Annotated in this window: 14 protein-coding genes; 11 read left to right on the forward strand and 3 right to left on the reverse strand. The window is 59.8% G+C overall.

All coding sequences use genetic code 11. From position 1 onward, the window contains the following. The first annotated feature begins 34 nt into the window (after window positions 1-34). The 5 genes from AAAT03_RS01370 to ffh are packed head-to-tail and all read left to right on the forward strand — an operon-like array spanning window position 35 to window position 6,956. Entirely contained in the window at window positions 35-277 is a 243-nt protein-coding gene (locus AAAT03_RS01370; RefSeq protein ID WP_055309519.1) for an acyl carrier protein, read from the forward strand. A gap of 3 nt (window positions 278-280) precedes the next feature. Continuing rightward, window positions 281-1,006 carry a ribonuclease III gene (gene rnc, locus AAAT03_RS01375; RefSeq protein ID WP_117637759.1) on the forward strand — a complete coding sequence of 242 codons (726 nt, stop codon included), beginning with the start codon at window positions 281-283 and terminating at the stop codon, window positions 1,004-1,006. A 10-nt stretch (window positions 1,007-1,016) separates the two neighbouring features. After that, window positions 1,017-4,553, forward strand: coding sequence for a chromosome segregation protein SMC (gene smc, locus AAAT03_RS01380; protein ID WP_117646446.1), 3,537 nt, complete (start codon window positions 1,017-1,019; stop codon window positions 4,551-4,553). Then, window positions 4,553-5,470 (forward strand): signal recognition particle-docking protein FtsY, encoded by a 918-nt coding sequence (gene ftsY, locus AAAT03_RS01385; protein ID WP_117629291.1) that lies wholly within the window; start codon window positions 4,553-4,555, stop codon window positions 5,468-5,470. The genes smc and ftsY overlap by 1 nt, the downstream gene beginning before the upstream one ends. Before the next feature lie 10 nt (window positions 5,471-5,480). Continuing rightward, complete coding sequence (gene ffh / locus AAAT03_RS01390) at window positions 5,481-6,956, forward strand: signal recognition particle protein (RefSeq protein WP_117774241.1); 1,476 nt, start codon at window positions 5,481-5,483, stop codon at window positions 6,954-6,956. A 120-nt stretch (window positions 6,957-7,076) separates the two neighbouring features. Here ffh and AAAT03_RS01395 read toward each other — a convergent pair whose 3' ends face one another. Further along, window positions 7,077-7,835 carry a DUF134 domain-containing protein gene (locus AAAT03_RS01395; RefSeq protein ID WP_117774242.1) on the reverse strand — a complete coding sequence of 253 codons (759 nt, stop codon included), beginning with the start codon at window positions 7,833-7,835 and terminating at the stop codon, window positions 7,077-7,079. 166 nt (window positions 7,836-8,001) lie between these two features. On the opposite strand from AAAT03_RS01395, the gene thyA reads away from it, so the two are divergent. The 4 genes from thyA to AAAT03_RS01415 all read left to right on the forward strand — a co-directional run bounded on the left by thyA (window position 8,002) and on the right by AAAT03_RS01415 (window position 11,871). Continuing rightward, entirely contained in the window at window positions 8,002-8,850 is an 849-nt protein-coding gene (thyA, locus tag AAAT03_RS01400; RefSeq protein WP_349102405.1) for a thymidylate synthase, read from the forward strand. Between the two features lie 9 nt (window positions 8,851-8,859). Continuing rightward, window positions 8,860-9,378, forward strand: a complete 519-nt coding sequence (locus tag AAAT03_RS01405) for a dihydrofolate reductase (RefSeq protein WP_349102406.1) — start codon at window positions 8,860-8,862, stop codon at window positions 9,376-9,378. Window positions 9,379-9,481: 103 nt separating this feature from the next. Then, window positions 9,482-10,396: an RNA methyltransferase gene (locus AAAT03_RS01410; RefSeq protein WP_117774245.1), complete on the forward strand. Its 915-nt coding sequence runs from the start codon at window positions 9,482-9,484 to the stop codon at window positions 10,394-10,396. 125 nt (window positions 10,397-10,521) lie between these two features. Beyond that, window positions 10,522-11,871, forward strand: coding sequence for an MATE family efflux transporter (locus AAAT03_RS01415; RefSeq protein WP_117647336.1), 1,350 nt, complete (start codon window positions 10,522-10,524; stop codon window positions 11,869-11,871). Window positions 11,872-11,956: 85 nt separating this feature from the next. Here the strand turns inward: AAAT03_RS01415 and AAAT03_RS01420 are convergent, their stop codons facing one another. Further along, entirely contained in the window at window positions 11,957-12,433 is a 477-nt protein-coding gene (locus AAAT03_RS01420) for a cob(I)yrinic acid a,c-diamide adenosyltransferase (RefSeq protein WP_117774246.1), read from the reverse strand. Between the two features lie 101 nt (window positions 12,434-12,534). Here AAAT03_RS01420 and ftsH point away from each other — a divergent pair, with 101 nt between their 5' ends. Beyond that, window positions 12,535-14,427, forward strand: coding sequence for an ATP-dependent zinc metalloprotease FtsH (ftsH, locus tag AAAT03_RS01425; protein ID WP_187364973.1), 1,893 nt, complete (start codon window positions 12,535-12,537; stop codon window positions 14,425-14,427). A 75-nt stretch (window positions 14,428-14,502) separates the two neighbouring features. Further along, window positions 14,503-14,994 (forward strand): DUF523 domain-containing protein, encoded by a 492-nt coding sequence (locus tag AAAT03_RS01430; protein WP_117765687.1) that lies wholly within the window; start codon window positions 14,503-14,505, stop codon window positions 14,992-14,994. A gap of 520 nt (window positions 14,995-15,514) precedes the next feature. Here AAAT03_RS01430 and AAAT03_RS01435 read toward each other — a convergent pair. Beyond that, on the reverse strand, window positions 15,515-16,117 hold the full coding sequence (locus AAAT03_RS01435) for a Type 1 glutamine amidotransferase-like domain-containing protein (protein WP_349102407.1): 603 nt from the start codon (window positions 16,115-16,117) through the stop codon (window positions 15,515-15,517). Between the last annotated feature and the right edge of the window lie 445 nt (window positions 16,118-16,562).

Genomic DNA, 16,562 nt, shown 5'->3' on the forward strand with positions numbered 1-16,562 from the left:
CTTTTGGTATTCATTCACTATGAGAGGAAGCGCTATGGACCGCTCCGAAATCTTCGACAAGATCGCCGAGGTCGCTGCTGACGTTCTGGGCGTCGATGTTGCCGAAATTAGCGATGAGACCACCTTTGACGATCTCGATGCCAACTCGCTCGAGCGCCTGCAGCTGGTTACGGCTATCGAGGACGAGTTCAACCTCGAGATCGATGACGAGACTCTGCTCTCGCTCAACTCTGTCGCCGACGCCGTCGACGCGATCGAAAACGCCAGGGAGGCCTAGGTCTTGGCTTTGTCTGAACGACTTACGCGTGCCCAGGAAATCCTGGGCCACGAGTTCAATAATAAGGTGCTGCTGCGCGCGGCGCTTACGCATCCCTCGGCAGTCGAGGGCCAGCCGGTTTCTGCCAGCTATGAGCGCCTTGAATTCTTGGGCGATTCCATTTTGGGCGCTGTGGTCGCACGCTCCCTGTTTGAGTCCTATCCGGAGTTTGACGAGGGCAAGCTCACGCGCCTGAAGGTGTCGCTTGTCTCGGGCGCTACGCTGTCCGAGGTGTCGCACGAGCTGGGTATCGACGACATCATCATCTTTGGTGCCTCCGAGACCGGTACCGGCGCGCGTGGCCTGCACTCGGCGCTCGAGAACGTCTATGAGTCGCTCGTGGGCGCGCTGTATCTGGATGCTGGCTGGGATGCGGCGGCGGAGTTTATCCACCGTACGCTTAAGCCCCATTTGGCCTCTGAGCGTGCCGAGCATCCTGCGAACCCCAAGTCGTTCTTGCAGGAGTGCGTGCAGGCAGACGGCCATGAGCCTCCCGCGTATAAGCTTGTTGGCTCCGAGGGCCCGGCGCATGCGCCCACCTTTACCGCCGTGGTGTTGATCGATGGTATTCGCCAGGGTCGCGGCTCCGGCTCCTCAAAGAAGGAAGCCGAGGGAGCCGCTGCACTCGAGGCACTTGACCGCATGGGCTACACCACCAACGGCGTGATTCTCAACAAGAAGCCTGTTTAAGCGAGGAACCGTGTATCTCAAGTCCCTCACGCTCAAAGGGTTCAAGTCGTTTGCCGACCGCGCCCATATGACGTTTGAGCCGGGCCTGACCGTCATCGTCGGTCCCAACGGCTCGGGAAAATCGAACATCTCTGACTCGATTCTGTGGGTCCTGGGCGAGCAGAGCGCCAAGCAGCTGCGCGGCCAGGCCATGGAGGATGTCATCTTCTCGGGCTCGTCAGCGCGCAAGCCGGTGGGTGTCGCCGAGGTCACGCTGGTGCTCGATAACTCGGACCATATGCTGCCCGTCGACTTTGACGAGGTCGCCATCACCCGTCGTATGTATCGCTCGGGCGAAAGCGAGTACCTCATCAACTCGAGTCCGTGCCGCCTGATGGACATTCAGGACATCCTGCACGATTCGGGCTTGGGCAAGGATACGCATTCCATCATCAGCCAGGGCAAGCTCGACGCCATTTTGCAGAGCCGCCCCGAGGAGCGCCGTGCCCTCATCGAGGAGGCCGCCGGCATCTCCAAGCACAAGCGCCGCAAGGAGCGTGCGCTCAAAAAGATTAATTCGATGGACGAGCACTTGACCCGTGCCCGCGACATCAATAAGGAGATCGCCCGTCAGCTGCGGCCGCTGGAGCGTCAGGTCGATCGCGCGCGCAAGTACAAAGAGCTGTCCTCGCGCGCGAACGAGCTTACGCAGATGCTGGCCGTCGACGAGCTTCGTTCGCTGCAGTCGCAGTGGAACGACTTGGAGAGCCGCTCCAAGGAGGGTGCTGCCGAGCTTGAGCTTGCGCAGTACCGCTTGGGCGAAAAGGAACGCGAGCTCGAGAAGTTCCAGGTCATGCTCGAGGAAAAGGGCCTGTTTGTGGGCGATCTGGGCGAGCAGCGCCGCCATATGCAAGACGTGGTCGGTCGCATTAACTCCGATATGCGCCTGCTCGAGGAAAAGGGCCACAATATGGTGTCGCGCCTGTCCGACATGCGCGGCCAGATCTCGAGCTCCGAGCATCAGCGTCGTCGCGTGGTCGAGGAGCTCGAGGATGCACGTGCGCAGCTTGAGGAAGTGACCGGCGCGCACATGCAGGCCCAGGAGGACGTTGACGCCGCTGGTCCTGCCGCCGCTGAGCTCCACGAGCGGCGCGTGGCGCTCGACAATCAGATTTCGCAGCTTACGCGTGAGCAACGCGATGTGCAGCGTGTGGCCGATAACGCGGCGCTCGAACTCGCCAAGGTGAAGGACTCGCTGAGCAACGCCGAGGTCGAGGACAACATGTACGCCTCGCGCCTGGAGCAGATTGATGAACAGCTCGAGGAGGTTACAGCATCGCTTGATAGCCGTCGCGACCGTGCTGAGGAGCTTGAGAGTGCCCTTGAGGCGGCTCGTCAGGCCCAGAACGATGCGCGCGAGGCCACCGAGGTCGCCCGTGCAGCCCTGAAGGACTTGCGTAATCGTGAGAGCGAGGCGCGCAACAAGCTGTCCGAGGTGCGCTCGGAGCTTGCCAGCCAAAAGAAGCTCGATGCCCGCATGGCAGACAGCTCGCCGCTGGTGAGCCGTCTGGTGGGCGCGCTGGGCGACGATGTCTCAGGCCGTCTGGGCGACGTGCTCGACGCCCCTCGTGAGCTTGAGGGCCTGGTTGAGCAACTACTTGCCGGCGATATCGATGCTCTTTTGTTTGATGATGCCGCTACGCTTGAGCGCGCCGGTCGTGCGGCTTTGGACCAAAAGAAGGCTTCGGGCGAGGCGCTGCTGATGGCGCGCGGCGTGAGTGGCTCTGCTGCCGCCGAGGGCGCTGCCGGTACGCGTCTGGTCGATCGTCTGTCCGTGCGCTCCGGTTATGGCCCGGTTGTCGAGGCCCTTCTCGGCGGCTATTACGTGGTCGATGACTTGGCTGCCGCGTTGGCTGCCCCTGTCGTTGACGGTGTGACCTACGTGACTCCCGATGGCGCCCGCGTGAGCTGTGGTGGTCTGGTGCGCGTGGGGCTCGATGCCGGCGAGGCTTCGGGTGCCTTGGAGCGCAAGCGCCGCATCCGTGAGCTCGAGGGCCTGGAACCCGATCTGGCTGCCATCTTTGAGCATGCTTCGGACCAAGTCGTTGAGGCCAACGCCGCCGTCGAGGAGGCACGTGCCGCCGAGGGCGATGCCGCCGGTGAGATCGCCCGTCTTGAGGGCGAGCGCCGCTCGCTGCTCTCCGAGATCGGCCGCTTGGAGCAAAGCGTCAACAATGCCGAGGTCGAGCGCGTGCGCATCTCCAAGCGCCGCGAGCAGGCCTCCGAGGCCGTTCGCGCTGCGCGCCCGCGCGTTGACGAGCTCACCCGTTCGCGTGACGAGGCGCGTGCACAGGCAAGCGACCTGGGTCTCCAGATTGCCGAGGCCAACGATGAGCTCGATCGCGTTCGCCGTGACGATTCCGAGGCCGCCGGTAAGCTCGCCGATGCCAAGGTGCGCCTGGCCCAGACGAGCGAGCGCCTGCGTTCGCTGAAGGGCCGCGTGCCCGACCTTGAGCATCGTCTTGAGGGCATCGACCGTCGTATCCGCGGAACACGCCAGGCTTCGCGCTCGCTCGAGCTGCTGCGCCTGCGCGTCGACCCCATGCACGAACGCTATTCTGCCCTGTTGGAACGCGCATCGGATTGGGCAGCGCGCCTGCGTGACCAGGCCTCTCTGGAAGAGGCGGACTCCGCTTCGCTCAAGAAGACCATCGAGGATGCCAAGGCCGGGGTCTCCCGTGCCAAGGAGCGGGTTGATGCCGCCACGGCGATGCAAAATGAGTTCAAGGTTGCGCGCGGCAAGCTCGAGGTGCAGGTAGAGGCGGCCATCAAGGCCATTACCGCCGACGGTACCACGGTGCTCGAGGAAGCGCTCATGCTGCCGGCGCCCACCGATCGCGATGCCGCCGAGCGCGAGCTCAACCAGCTTGTGCGCCAGATCAACAATCTGGGCCCCGTGAACCAGGTTGCCATGGAGGAGTACGAGCAGCTCAAGCGCCGCGCCGACTACATCGAGGAGCAGCTGGCTGATCTGGAGAGCGCGCGCAAGGCGCTCACCAAGATCACGGTGGCCATTGATCGCAAGATGCGCAAGGCGTTTCTGGTGACGTTTGAGAAGGTCGACGCGAACTTCCGCGAGATCTTCGCCATGCTGTTCCCGGGTGGCCAGGCTCATCTTGAGATGACCGATCCCGAGCATCCTGCCGAGACGGGCATTGAGGTTGTGGCGCAGCCGCGCGGCAAGCGCATTACCAAGATGATGCTCATGTCGGGTGGCGAGAAGAGTCTGACGGCGCTCGCCCTGCTCTTTGCCGTGTACCGCACGCGCACGGTGCCGTTCTATGTGCTGGACGAGGTCGAGGCGGCGCTTGATGACGCCAACCTGTCCAAGCTCATCGGAGCCCTCGATGTGCTGCGTTCCGATACACAGCTCTTGGTCATTTCGCATCAGCGCCGTACTATGGAGGACGCTGACGTTCTCTATGGCGTCTCGATGCAAGCCGACGGCGTCAGCCGCGTCGTCTCGCAAAAACTCGATCGCGAAACCGGAAAGGTCGTGAATGCATAATGGGATTCTTTGACGCTCTCTCGCGCGGACTTGAGCGCAGCCGCGAGGCCCTCAACGAGGTCTTCTACTTTGGCGGCGAGGTCGACGAGGACTTTTGGGAGGACCTTGAGGACACCCTCGTTATGGGTGACATGGGTGCCGAGGTCGCTATTCAGGTCTCCGATGACCTGCGCGATGCCGCAGCCAAGAAGAACCTCAAGACCGCACCGCAGCTTCGTCGCGCTCTGGCCGAGCAGCTTGAGCAGCACTTTGTGCCCATCGAGCGCGATCCGTTCTCCGATACGCCGAGCTGCGTGCTGTTTGTGGGCATCAACGGTGCCGGCAAGACCACGACGGTCGGCAAGATTGCGAGCGCCATGGCTTCCCGCGGCAAGAATGTCGTGATCGGTTCGGCCGATACCTTCCGCGCCGCCGCCATCGAGCAGCTCGATGTGTGGGGTCAGCGCGCCGGTGTTCCCGTCATCAAGCGCGACCGCGGCTCCGACCCGGCGAGCGTTTGTTACGACGTGCTCGACGAGGCCGACAGGCGCGGCAGCGACCTGGTGCTTATCGACACCGCCGGTCGTCTGCATACGAGCCCCGAGCTCATGCGCGAGCTCGCCAAGGTGGTCAACGTGACGCGTAAGCGCGCCGCCAATATGGCCGCCGGCCCCATGCCGGTTTCGGTCGTGCTTGTGATCGATGCCGCCACTGGTCAGAACGGTCTGAACCAGGCGCTCGAGTTTAACGAGGCGCTGGGCCTGGACGGTATTATCATGACCAAGCTCGACGGCACGGCTAAGGGCGGTATCGCCATGGCCGTGGCCGAGAAGCTCAAGCTCCCGATCCTGCGCATCGGCGTGGGCGAGCAGGTCGATGACCTGCAGGAGTTTAACGCCAAAGATTTCTGCCGCGCCCTGGTGGGCGAGTCCAACTAAGGAGTAACCAGTGTTTGATTCCCTGAGCGATCGCCTCAACGACACATTTGACCGCCTGCGCGGCAAGGGTAAGCTGACCGAGGCCGATATCACCTCGGCCATGCGCGACATTCGCATGGCGCTGCTCGAGGCCGACGTTAACTTTAAGGTCGTCAAGGAGTTCGTTGCTAAGACTAAGGAGCGCTGCATGACCGCCGAGGTCATGGAGTCGCTGTCGCCGGCGCAAAACGTCGTCAAGATCGTGCTCGACGAGCTCACCGAGATGCTCGGCTCCACCGAGAGCAAGCTCGTTTTTAGTAACCGCATTCCTAATGTCATCATGCTCGTGGGCCTGCAGGGCTCCGGTAAGACCACGGCTGCCGTAAAGCTTGCCCACCTGCTCAAGAAGCAGGGCCGCTCGCCGCTGCTCGCCGCGTGCGACGTCTACCGTCCCGCTGCTGCCGACCAGCTTGCCACGCTCGGCGGCGAGATCGGCGTGCCGGTCTTCCGCGGTGACGGCGAGCACCCGGTCGACATCGCCAAGGGCGCCATCCAGGAGGCCGTCGACCACCTGCGTGACGTGGTCATCGTCGATACCGCCGGACGTCTTCAGATCGACGAGCAGATGATGCAGGAGGCCGTCGACATCAAGAAGGCCGTCAAGCCCGACCAGGTGCTGATGGTCGTCGACGCCATGACCGGCCAGGATATCGTCAACGTGGTCTCGACGTTTGCCGAGCGCACCGACTTTGATGGTGTGATTATCTCCAAGCTCGACGGTGACGCCCGTGGCGGTGGCGCGCTTTCGGTGCGTCAGGTGACCGGCAAGCCCATCAAGTTTGTGAGCATGGGCGAGAAACCCGATTCGCTTGAGCCGTTCTATCCCGATCGCATGGCCAAGCGAATCTTGGGCATGGGCGACGTTGTCGGCATCATCGAGAAGGCCCAGGAGGCCGCCGATGCCGAACAGCTCGAGGCTGCCGAGCGCATGCTGCGCGAGGGCTTTACCATGAACGACATGCTCGACCAGATGAAAGCCGTCAAAAAGATGGGCGGCATGAAGGGTATCCTGGGCATGCTCCCCGGTGGCCAGCGCGCGCTCAACCAGATGGGCGGTAACCTGGACGAGGGCATCTTCGACAAGAACGAGGCCATCATCATGTCGATGACCAAGGAGGAGCGTCTGCGTCCCTCCATCATCAACGGCCAGCGTCGCGCGCGTATCGCCAAGGGCGCCGGTGTGACCCCCACCGAGGTCAATAGCCTTATGAAGCAGTGGGGCGAGATGAACAAGATGATGGGCCGCATGCGCACGATGGCCAATCAGGCACAGGCCGGCGGCAAGAAGGGCAAAAAGGGCAAGAAGGGCAAGAAGATGCGCATGCCCAATATTCCCGGTCTGGATGCCATGGGCTTGGGCGGCATGGGCGGCCTGGGAACGGGTGGTCCTAAGTCCGATATGGACCTGCTGCGCCAGATGGAAGCGCAGATGCGCAATAAGAAATAGGGCTGTAATTCCAGCTTGATATGGCAAAGGCCACTCGGAAGCTACCGGGTGGCCTCTGTTGTTGGCTTTGATAGTTGGGCTGCGTTCAGCGTCGCGCCCCGAGCTCGCGGTGCCGTGCCGTTAGTGGCAGCCGCAGCCCTCGTGGCCCTCGTGCTCGTGATGGCCGTGGCAGCTGCAGGACTCGCCATGTTCGTGGGCGTGGTCATGGCCGTGGCAGCCGCACGTGGCCTCGCCGTTCTGTGCGAGCGTTCCGGCGATAAGGGCCTCGACACAAGCGTCGCAGCTGCCCTGAGCTCCTGCGTACACCGTGATGCCGGCTTGGGCAAGCGCGTTGATGGCGCCACCGCCGATGCCGCCGCAGATGAGCGTGTCCACGCCACCGTTGGCGAGCAGGCCCGCAAGGGCACCGTGGCCGGTGCCGTCGGTGCCCACGACCTGCTCGTTGAGTACCTTGCCATCCTGAATGTCGTAGATCTTGAACTGCTCGCTGCGGCCAAAGTGCATAAAGATGTTGCCGTTGTCGTACGTGGTTGCCACCCTCATGGTGTAGACCTCCTTTGCTGGCCATGCGGCCGTCGTTGCGGTGATGGGGGAGTACGCGATATTGCCGCCCTCGATGACGAGCGCCCGCCCGTTGACCAGAGCGTTTGCCACCTTGCGATGTGCGCGGCTGCAGATGGCCGCCACGGTGGCGCGGGCGATGCCCATTTGCTGGGCGACGGCCTCCTGATTGAGGCCTTCCAGGTCGCACAGGCGCAGTACTTCGAGCTCATCGACCGTCATCTCGATGGCGTCTCCGCTGGCAAGGCCGTCGGGGGTAAAGCCGCGATATTCGGGGATGATCCCAACACGGCGTAATTTTTCGCGTCTTCCTGCCATACGTGCTCCAAATCTGACATATGTCAACAATAGAATAGCGAACGTGCGGATTTGTGCAAGGAATTTCTGGCATATGTCAGAAAATGAGGGCTTATGTTTGGGCTGTGGGGCCGCGTGCGCCTGGGCTACAATAAAAATTGCTTATAGGCGACTGACAGGAGGGTCAATGAGCAAGGCTGATCAACAGTTTGTAACCATGTGCCGCGATATTCTGGACCATGGCACCACCACCGAGGGCCAAAAGGTCCGTCCGGTGTGGGAGGATGGCACCCCTGCCTATACCATTAAAAACTTTGGCGTTACGGCGCGCTACGACCTGCGCGAGGAGTTTCCCGCGCTTACCTTGCGTCGTACGGCCCTCAAATCTGCCATGGATGAGATCCTATGGATCTATCAAAAGAAGTCCAATAACGTGCATGACCTCAACAGCCATATTTGGGACGAGTGGGCCGACGAGACCGGCTCCATCGGCAAGGCCTACGGGTATCAGATTGGCCAGAAGAGCCATTATACCGAGGGCGACTTTGACCAGATGGACCGTGTGTTGTACGACCTTGAGCATACGCCGTACAGTCGCCGCATCATGACCAACACGTACGTGTTTAGCGACCTTTCCGAGATGCACTTGTATCCGTGCGCCTACAGCGTGACGTATAACGTGACACAGCGACCGCAGGATGACAAACCGACGCTCAACTTGATTCTCAACCAGCGCAGCCAGGACATTTTGGCCGCGAATAACTGGAACGTGTGCCAGTACGCCATCTTGCTGATGATGGTCGCGCAGTCGGTCGATATGATTCCCGGCGAGCTGCTGCATGTGATTGCCGATGCCCACATTTACGACCGCCATGTCGACATCGTCCGCGAACTTATCGAGCGTCCGCAGTTTGCGGCGCCCAAGGTAACGCTTAACCCTGATGTGCACGATTTCTACGCGTTTACGACCGACGACCTGATCGTCGAGGGCTACGAGCACGGCCCGCAGGTCAAGAGCATCCCCATTGCGGTATAGGTGGCAGGTATGACGTGTAAGCTTTCTGCCATCGTCGCCGTGTGTGACGACTGGGGCATTGGCTGCGAGGGCGATATGGTCGTGTCCAATCGCGCCGACATGCGCCATTTTGTGGCGTGTACCAAGGGCTGTCCGGTCATCATGGGACGCAAGACGCTGCTGAGTTTTCCCGGTGGACGTCCGCTCAAGAATCGTCGCAATATCGTGCTCACGCGCGACGAGGATTTTACGCCCGAGGGAGTCGACGTGGTGCATAGTATCGGCGAGGCGCTCGCCGCGGTTGCCGATGAGCCCGTTGCCTGGGTGATCGGCGGCGGCGATGTCTATCGGCAGTTTTTGCCGTACTGCGTGGAGGCCGAGGTCACGCATGACCACTGCGTCCATCCCGTGGACACGTACTTTCCCGACTTGGACGCCGATCCCGCGTGGGAAGTTGCGCGGCGCGAAGGGGTTGCCACGATTGCCGCGGGCGAGGGTGACGAAGGCCTCGATTATGAGTTCGTGACGTATCGTCGCGTTAGTGCTTAAATCACCTTTTGCCACGGTATTATCGGGTTGGAATGATTGAGGGGCGACGCCTGGCGTCGCCTCGTTGTGTATAGATGCTGCTATTGGAAGGGTTCGGGCTGCTATGACTGATGCCGTTGAGGTGCTGCGAATCGATTCGCTCGAGGACGAGCGGCTCGATGCCTACGTGCGACTGACCGAGCGCGAGCTGCGCTGCGTGCTGGAGCCGCAAAAGGGCATCTTTATCGCCGAGAGCGCTAAGGTTATCGAGCGCGCGGTTCGCGCCGGATACGGGCCGGTGAGTTTTCTGTTGGGTGAGCGCTGGCTCGACCAGATGATGCCGCTGTTTGAGCGCCTGGTTGTGCGCGAGGGCGCGGGTCCGGTTCCTGTGTTCGTTGCCTCCATGGAGCTCATGGAGCAGCTGACGGGCTTCAATGTGACGCGCGGTGCGCTCGCGGCATTTCGTCGCCCGCGACAGATTCCGGTTGATGAGTTCTTGGGCGGCGTCGTCGAGGCGGCGGGGGAGCGCCCGGTGCGCGTGTGCGTGCTCGAGGGCATTGTCGACCATACCAATGTGGGCGCAATATTCCGCTCGGCGGCCGCGCTCAACGTCGACGGCATTTTGGTCAGTCCTACGTGTTGTGATCCGCTGTATCGTCGTTCGGCCCGCGTGAGCATGGGCACGGTGTTCCAGGTGCCCTGGACACGCATTGGCAGCGAAGCGCGCGTATGGCCGCATGATGGGCTGGCGGCGCTACACGATGCCGGCTTTTCGTGTGCCGCTATGGCGTTGACGGATGATTCGGTGTCGCTGGACGATCCCGCGCTCCAGGAGATTGACCGCCTGGCAATCTTTATGGGCACCGAGGGTGCTGGCTTGGGCGCCAAGACCATTGCAGGCTGCGACCGCGCCGTGCGTATTCCGATGGCGCATGGGGTCGATTCACTCAACGTGGCCGCGGCAAGCGCTGTTGCCTTTTGGCAGCTGTGCCCGCATGTGAGCAACGAGTACCACTACCAGCCGGGGCTGTATCACTAGGCAGATAGTTAGCACCGGGCTCTGGTTCGGGGCGTTTCGGCCGACGTCGGTCGGTGCTAAGCTGGTATTGGCTTTGGTCTTAAATTGCCGTTTTGTTGTTTGACGTACGCTGGTGGGGAGGGCGTGTGGCTAAGAAATCTACGGCTATCGATGTAACGCAGGGTGTCATTTGGCAACAGCTGCTGTCGCTGTGCGTCCCTATCTTCTTTAGCTCGTTTTTTCAGCAGGCTTACACGCTTATTGGTACGTATATCGTCGGCCAGTTTGGCGGCAAGCTCGCGCTGGGTGGCATTCAAGCCACGATGGTGCTCACCGAGCTCTGCATTGGCTTTTGCGTTGGCGTTGGCGCTGGCTGCGCGGTCATTACCGGTCAGTTTTTTGGTCAGCACGATGATGAGCGATTGAGTCGTTCGGTCCATACGGCCATGACGCTCGCGCTGGTGGGCGGTATCGTTTTCTCGATTCTTGGCATAGTGTTCGTTGAGCCCATGCTGGTACTTATGAACACGCCGCATGAACTATTGGCCGAGGGCGTGGCCTATGCTCGTTGCTATTTTGCCGCCATGGTTGCGGCGCTGCTGCTCAATATGGGAACGGCGCTGCTGCGCGCCGTGGGCGACACACGCGGTCCTGCTGTGATCATTGCTTCCGGCTGCCTTGTTAATGCGGTGCTGGATGTCATCTTCGTTGCCGTGCTTCATATGGAGGCTCTGGGCTGCGGCATCGCGGTGGCGCTGACCATTTGCTCCAACGCCACGATGATCGTGATTCGTATGATGCACGCTCCGGGTGCGTGGCGGCTTTCACTGTCCAAACTCTGCATTGATCCTGGCATTTGTAAGAGCATGATCTCGTGTGGTCTGCCGCTTGGCTTTCAGTCTGCTGCCTATTCGATTTCCAACGTTTTGATTCAGGTGTCGGTCAACTCGTTTGGTGCCGATGTCACCACGGCGTGGGGTCTTTCGGGCCGTTTGGATGGCATTGTCTGGATGGTTACCGAGGCGCTTGGCGTTTCGATCACCACGTTCTCGGCACAGAACTTTGGCGCGCGCAACTACGAGCGCATGCGCAAGGGCTACCATACGTCGCTTGTGCTGTCGTTTATGCTCATTGGTGGCCTGTCTGCCGTGCTACTGGTGTTCTCGGGTCCGTTGTCGCGTCTGTTTGTCGACGATGCTTCGATTTCGGCCTACACCACGACGATTCTTCATTTCATCGCGCCGTTCTACGCGATCTTCTCGATTATCGAAAACGCGTCCGGCTCCATCCGCGGCGCTGGCGTGAGCTTCCAGCCTATGATGCTCACGATTTTTGGCACCGTCGTGCTCAGGGTGATCTGGGTGTTTGCGATTATGCCGTTCGATCCGTCGCTTGAGCACCTGCTGCTGGTTTACCCCGTAACTTGGCTAATCACGGCCACGATGTTTACCATCTACCACCACAGCGGCAACTGGCTCGGCCGCGCCACCGCCTAATGATCCGAAGGGGACGGAGGAAAACGGATCATTGACCTGGCGATAAGGCAAAATGATCCGTTTTCCTCCGTCCCCTTCGGATCATTTAGTATTCGATGCCTTGGCGGGCTAGGAGGCCTTCGTCGAAGTAGTGTTTGACGGGGCGCATTTCGGTTACTAGGTCCGCGAGATCGGCCAGTGGCAGCAAGCCGCGGCCGGTGAGCACGAGCTCTGTGGTGGTCGGTTTCATTGCGATCAACGCTTCGACATCTTCGCGCGTCACAAAGCCTCGGCGCATGGCTTCTCCCAGCTCATCCAAGATCAGCACGTCGACCTGGCTAATCTGCTCGCGCGCCAGCTCCATGATCTGTGCGGCACAGGCTTCGGGCGTGTCGCGGTCGGCTTGTACGATGCGCAGACCTAAACGGGGCGCCGCATCATGCTCGGCGCAGTGCAGCTTCTTGGCAAACTGAAGCATGAGTACGTTAAGTCCATAGCCCGTGGCGCGCAGCGCAAGCCCCAGCGCAGCCGTCGTCTTGCCCTTGCCGTCGCCCGTATAGATTTGAACCTTGCCGACTCCCAGTGATGCCTTCTCTGTCCTTTCGTGCCCGGCGTCGGTTTATCGCCGTCCGGGTTGGGTATTCTAGAAAAAATTATCAACCCCAGTAGATGGAGTTCAAGCAGATGGAGATGGATGACAATAAACGTAGACGGAATATGATCCTCTACGTGCTCATCGCCTTCGTCGTCTACCTCGTGCTCTCGACCGTTCTGTTCCCCAACATCGGTCACACGCAGCAGATTACGAAGACCGATTACTCGACGTTTGTCAAAGCGCTCGATAAGAAGAGCGTCGACAAGGTCGAGTACAACACGGACGATTACACGATTTATTACACCAAGAAGGGCGAGGACGAGAATATCGCCTACAAGACGACCGGTGTGCCGAATGACGCGGGCTTTACCGATCGCGTGCTTGAGTCCGGTGCTTCGCTTGAGTCGGTCGTTCCCGATAAGAACTCGGGCCTGATGACCTACTACCTGCTCACCCTCATTCTTCCCATGGTGATTTTCTTCCTGATTGGCTGGTGGCTCAACCGCCGCATGAAGAAGGCCATGGGTGATGACGGTCCGTCGATGAACTTTGGCGGCGGTGGTTTTGGCGGCGGCGGACTGGGCAAGTCCGGCGCGCGCGTGATCGCCTCCAAGGACGTGGGCGTGACCTTTAAGGATGTCGCCGGCCAGGAAGAGGCTAAGGAGTCCCTCAAGGAGGTCGTCGACTTTCTGGAGAAGCCGCAGCGCTACGAGGAGATCGGCGCCAAACTGCCACGCGGCGCTCTCCTTGTCGGCCCTCCGGGTACCGGTAAAACCCTGCTCGCCAAGGCTGTGGCCGGCGAGGCGGGCGTGCCGTTCTTTAGTATTTCTGGTTCTGAGTTTGTTGAGATGTTTGTCGGCCGCGGCGCCGCTAAGGTTCGCGACCTGTTTAAGCAGGCCAAGGAAAAGGCCCCGTGCATCGTCTTTATCGACGAGATCGATACCATCGGCAAGAAGCGCGATGGCGGCGGCTTTAGTGGCAACGACGAGCGCGAGCAGACGCTCAATCAGCTGCTGACCGAGATGGATGGATTCGATAACCACAAGGGTATCGTCGTCCTCGCTGCGACCAACCGTCCCGACAGCCTTGATCCGGCCCTGCTGCGCCCCGGCCGCTTCGACCGCCGCATCCCCGTTGAGCTGCCCGACCTGACCGGTCGCAAGAATATCCTTGAACTGCACGCCAAGAGCGTGAAGACGCAGCCGCCGATCGACCTGACCGCGATCGCCCGCGCCACGCCTGGCGCCTCGGGTGCCGACCTGGCCAACATCATCAACGAGGGCGCCCTGCGCGCTGTCCGCGAGGGTCGCAAGCGCGCCACGCAGGATGACTTTGAGGAGTCGGTGGAGGTCGTCATCGCCGGCCAGCAGCGTAAGTCCACGGTGCTGTCCGATCACGAGAAACAGGTCGTGTCCTATCACGAGATCGGCCATGCCATCGTTGCCGCCCGCCAGAAGGGTTCTGCGCCGGTTACGAAGATCACCATCGTGCCGCGTACGAGCGGTGCTCTGGGCTACACCATGCAGGTCGAGGAGGACGAGCGCTTCTTGACCACGCGCCAGGAGGTGCTCGACAAGCTCGCTGTCTACTGCGGCGGACGTGCTGCCGAGGAGCTCATCTTTGGTGAGATGACGACTGGCGCGGCCAATGATATCGAGCAGGCCACCAAGCTCGCCCGCAACATGGTGACGCGCTTTGGTATGTCGGAAGAGTTTGGCATGATGGCGCTCGGTACCGTTCAGAATGCCTACCTCAACCAGGACACGTCGCTCACCTGTGCCCCCGGTACGGCCGAGCGCGTCGACGCGATCGTCGCCAAGCTGATCGAGGACGCACATGACCGCGCCCTGCAGATCCTCAAGGAGAACAAGTTTAAGCTCCATGAGCTGGCTCGTTATCTGTACAAGAAGGAGACGATCACGGGCGAGGAGTTCATGAATCTCCTCACGCGCGAGAATCCGCTGATGCCAAAGCAGCAGTAAGGCTGGTTGCACAACGTCGAACGCCCCATTTGAGTTTCTATCTCAAATGGGGCGTTTTGTTTGGGAGGGATATGTATGAAGATCGTGGTGAGTGCCTGCTTGATGGGAGAGAGCTGCAAATATAACGGGCTCGACAATTACCATCGCGCGTTGGTCGAGGCCTGCGAACGCACAGGGACCGAGGTCCTGTTGGTGTGCCCCGAGGTTTTTGGCGGCTTGCCCACACCGCGCAAGCCGTCCGAGATTGTGAATGGCGAGGTTTGTACCTGCGAGGGCATCTCGGTCGATCGCGAGTTTCGCCAGGGTGCTCAGCGCGCGCTCGATATGTGCGAGCAGGCGGGCGGCCCGTCCGAGATCGTTGCGTGCATTTTGCAGGACCGCAGCCCCTCGTGCGGTACGGGTCACGTCTACGATGGCACCTTTAGCGGTACGCTCACCGCGGGCAATGGTGTTTTTGTCGATCTGCTGCTGCGTCACGGGTACCGTGTGATTCCGGCTAGCGAGTTCGATCCCAGCATGCTGGAACATTGTCCACAGCACTCGAACCCAACACTTCCTCACGGGTGACCGTTTTGGCATCATCCGTGAAGTTGATATTGAGTACGACCCGGTCATCAAAGACGTAGACCGAGTTGACAGGCGCCGTACCCAGGCAGCCCCTCCCCACGGCCCTCGCGCAGGAACGCGCACACGGCCTTCCCGTCTCTTGCGCCTCTCCCGGAACTGTCCACATCAGCGTAGCCAATCCAGTCCGCCAAGGGCTGCAGCCCGGACAACGCGGCGATGGAGGGCTTCTTCGGCCTGCTCAAGAAGGAGTTCTGGCACGGCAGGGACTGGTCGGACTGGACCCCCGCCCGCTTCATCGAGGAACTCGGGGGGCTGGATCGGCCGATACAATACGGAGAGGCGCAGCGATGCGCTCGGCGGCCGCACGCCGGCCGAGTTCCGCTCCGCGCTGGGAAGGGCCGCGTAACGGTCCAAGAAATCGTCCGCAGTCCCCATTCTTGCCCCTTTGGGACGGCTTCTTGTTGGGGCGTGCCTGCCTCAAACCCTGCTAGGAACGAGTGCAGCAAACTGGAATTTTAAATTACTCTTTGCAAATAACCTTTGAACCTTCACCATCAATTACAATTCCCTGACGATTGTTAATTGGGCATAGATTCAAATCCGAAAACTCAGTTATTTTTTTCTCGGTAACTTTCTTAAATGGTGCTGTAAGAAAATGCGGAAGAACATAGAAATCAATCAAATTAAGCCCTGCATCATCTTCTTGTGAGTAGTCCTCCGGCTTTTCATCCATTTGCTCGATATATTGGATGCTTGGAGCGCATACAATCGCACCTGCCGATTCACCAATCATCAGTTTTCCTTTTGCCAATTCTTTCTTCAACAGCTCATCCGTTCCCGTTTTACGGAGCTGGTCTATAAGGAAAAAAGAATTTCCGCCGGTAAAATAGATCACATCCGCATCTTCAAAAAGAGACTGTATCGTTGAATAAGCCTCCGTTGAAATATCAATTTCAGTTACGATTGCTCCCAACTTTTTGAATAATTTTCGAGCCGAGCCGACATAACCGGTGTAGCCTTCACGCAGCGAAGCTGTTGGAATAAATGCGACTTTTTTACTTTCAACTTCTTCCTTAATCAGACTTCCTACACTTGAAAAGTGAGAACATAAAAACAGTTTCATCAGTATTCTCCTTTATATATAAATTCTTATTTGTTGAACTAAGCCGTGTATACCATACTCTCCAATGAAAGAACGCCCTGATATAGCGAAATTTTGCCGTTTTCCTGCGTACGTGCGTACACACTCCACAGGAATTCTAAGGGGCCTGCCCCCTTAGCGCACGGACTTTGGAACAAAGTCTAGTGTGCTACGCCTTGCCAGAGGTGTACAGGCTCCCGGTATGCACGTACGAAGCAATTGCCATCAATGCGCCATATAAGTGGCGATCAAGTTCGCATAAAGCGACCTTGATCCTGCAAAACAAAAGGCAGGATACCATCACCACGATGATACCCTGCCTCTGTTCGTTTCTGTTTACCGTTCCGAGTAGTCCTTCCGCAGAATTTCCGATAAACAAAAAACGTACCCGAACCCTTTCTCGTAAAGAATCGGGTTCGAGTACGAA

Source organism: Collinsella sp. CLA-AA-H167, assembly GCF_040095305.1.
GTDB lineage: Bacteria > Actinomycetota > Coriobacteriia > Coriobacteriales > Coriobacteriaceae > Collinsella.

What these genes read in the sequence shown, in the direction of transcription:
- AAAT03_RS01370 (WP_055309519.1), top strand. Translation starts at nt 35, where the DNA reads ATGGACCGCTCCGAAATCTTCGACAAGATCGCCGAGGTCGCTGCTGAC.
- ftsY (WP_117629291.1), top strand. Translation starts at nt 4,553, where the DNA reads ATGGGATTCTTTGACGCTCTCTCGCGCGGACTTGAGCGCAGCCGCGAG.
- AAAT03_RS01395 (WP_117774242.1), bottom strand. Translation starts at nt 7,835, where the DNA reads ATGGCAGGAAGACGCGAAAAATTACGCCGTGTTGGGATCATCCCCGAA.
- thyA (WP_349102405.1), top strand. Translation starts at nt 8,002, where the DNA reads ATGAGCAAGGCTGATCAACAGTTTGTAACCATGTGCCGCGATATTCTG.
- AAAT03_RS01405 (WP_349102406.1), top strand. Translation starts at nt 8,860, where the DNA reads ATGACGTGTAAGCTTTCTGCCATCGTCGCCGTGTGTGACGACTGGGGC.
- AAAT03_RS01410 (WP_117774245.1), top strand. Translation starts at nt 9,482, where the DNA reads ATGACTGATGCCGTTGAGGTGCTGCGAATCGATTCGCTCGAGGACGAG.
- ftsH (WP_187364973.1), top strand. Translation starts at nt 12,535, where the DNA reads ATGGAGATGGATGACAATAAACGTAGACGGAATATGATCCTCTACGTG.
- AAAT03_RS01430 (WP_117765687.1), top strand. Translation starts at nt 14,503, where the DNA reads ATGAAGATCGTGGTGAGTGCCTGCTTGATGGGAGAGAGCTGCAAATAT.
- AAAT03_RS01435 (WP_349102407.1), bottom strand. Translation starts at nt 16,117, where the DNA reads ATGAAACTGTTTTTATGTTCTCACTTTTCAAGTGTAGGAAGTCTGATT.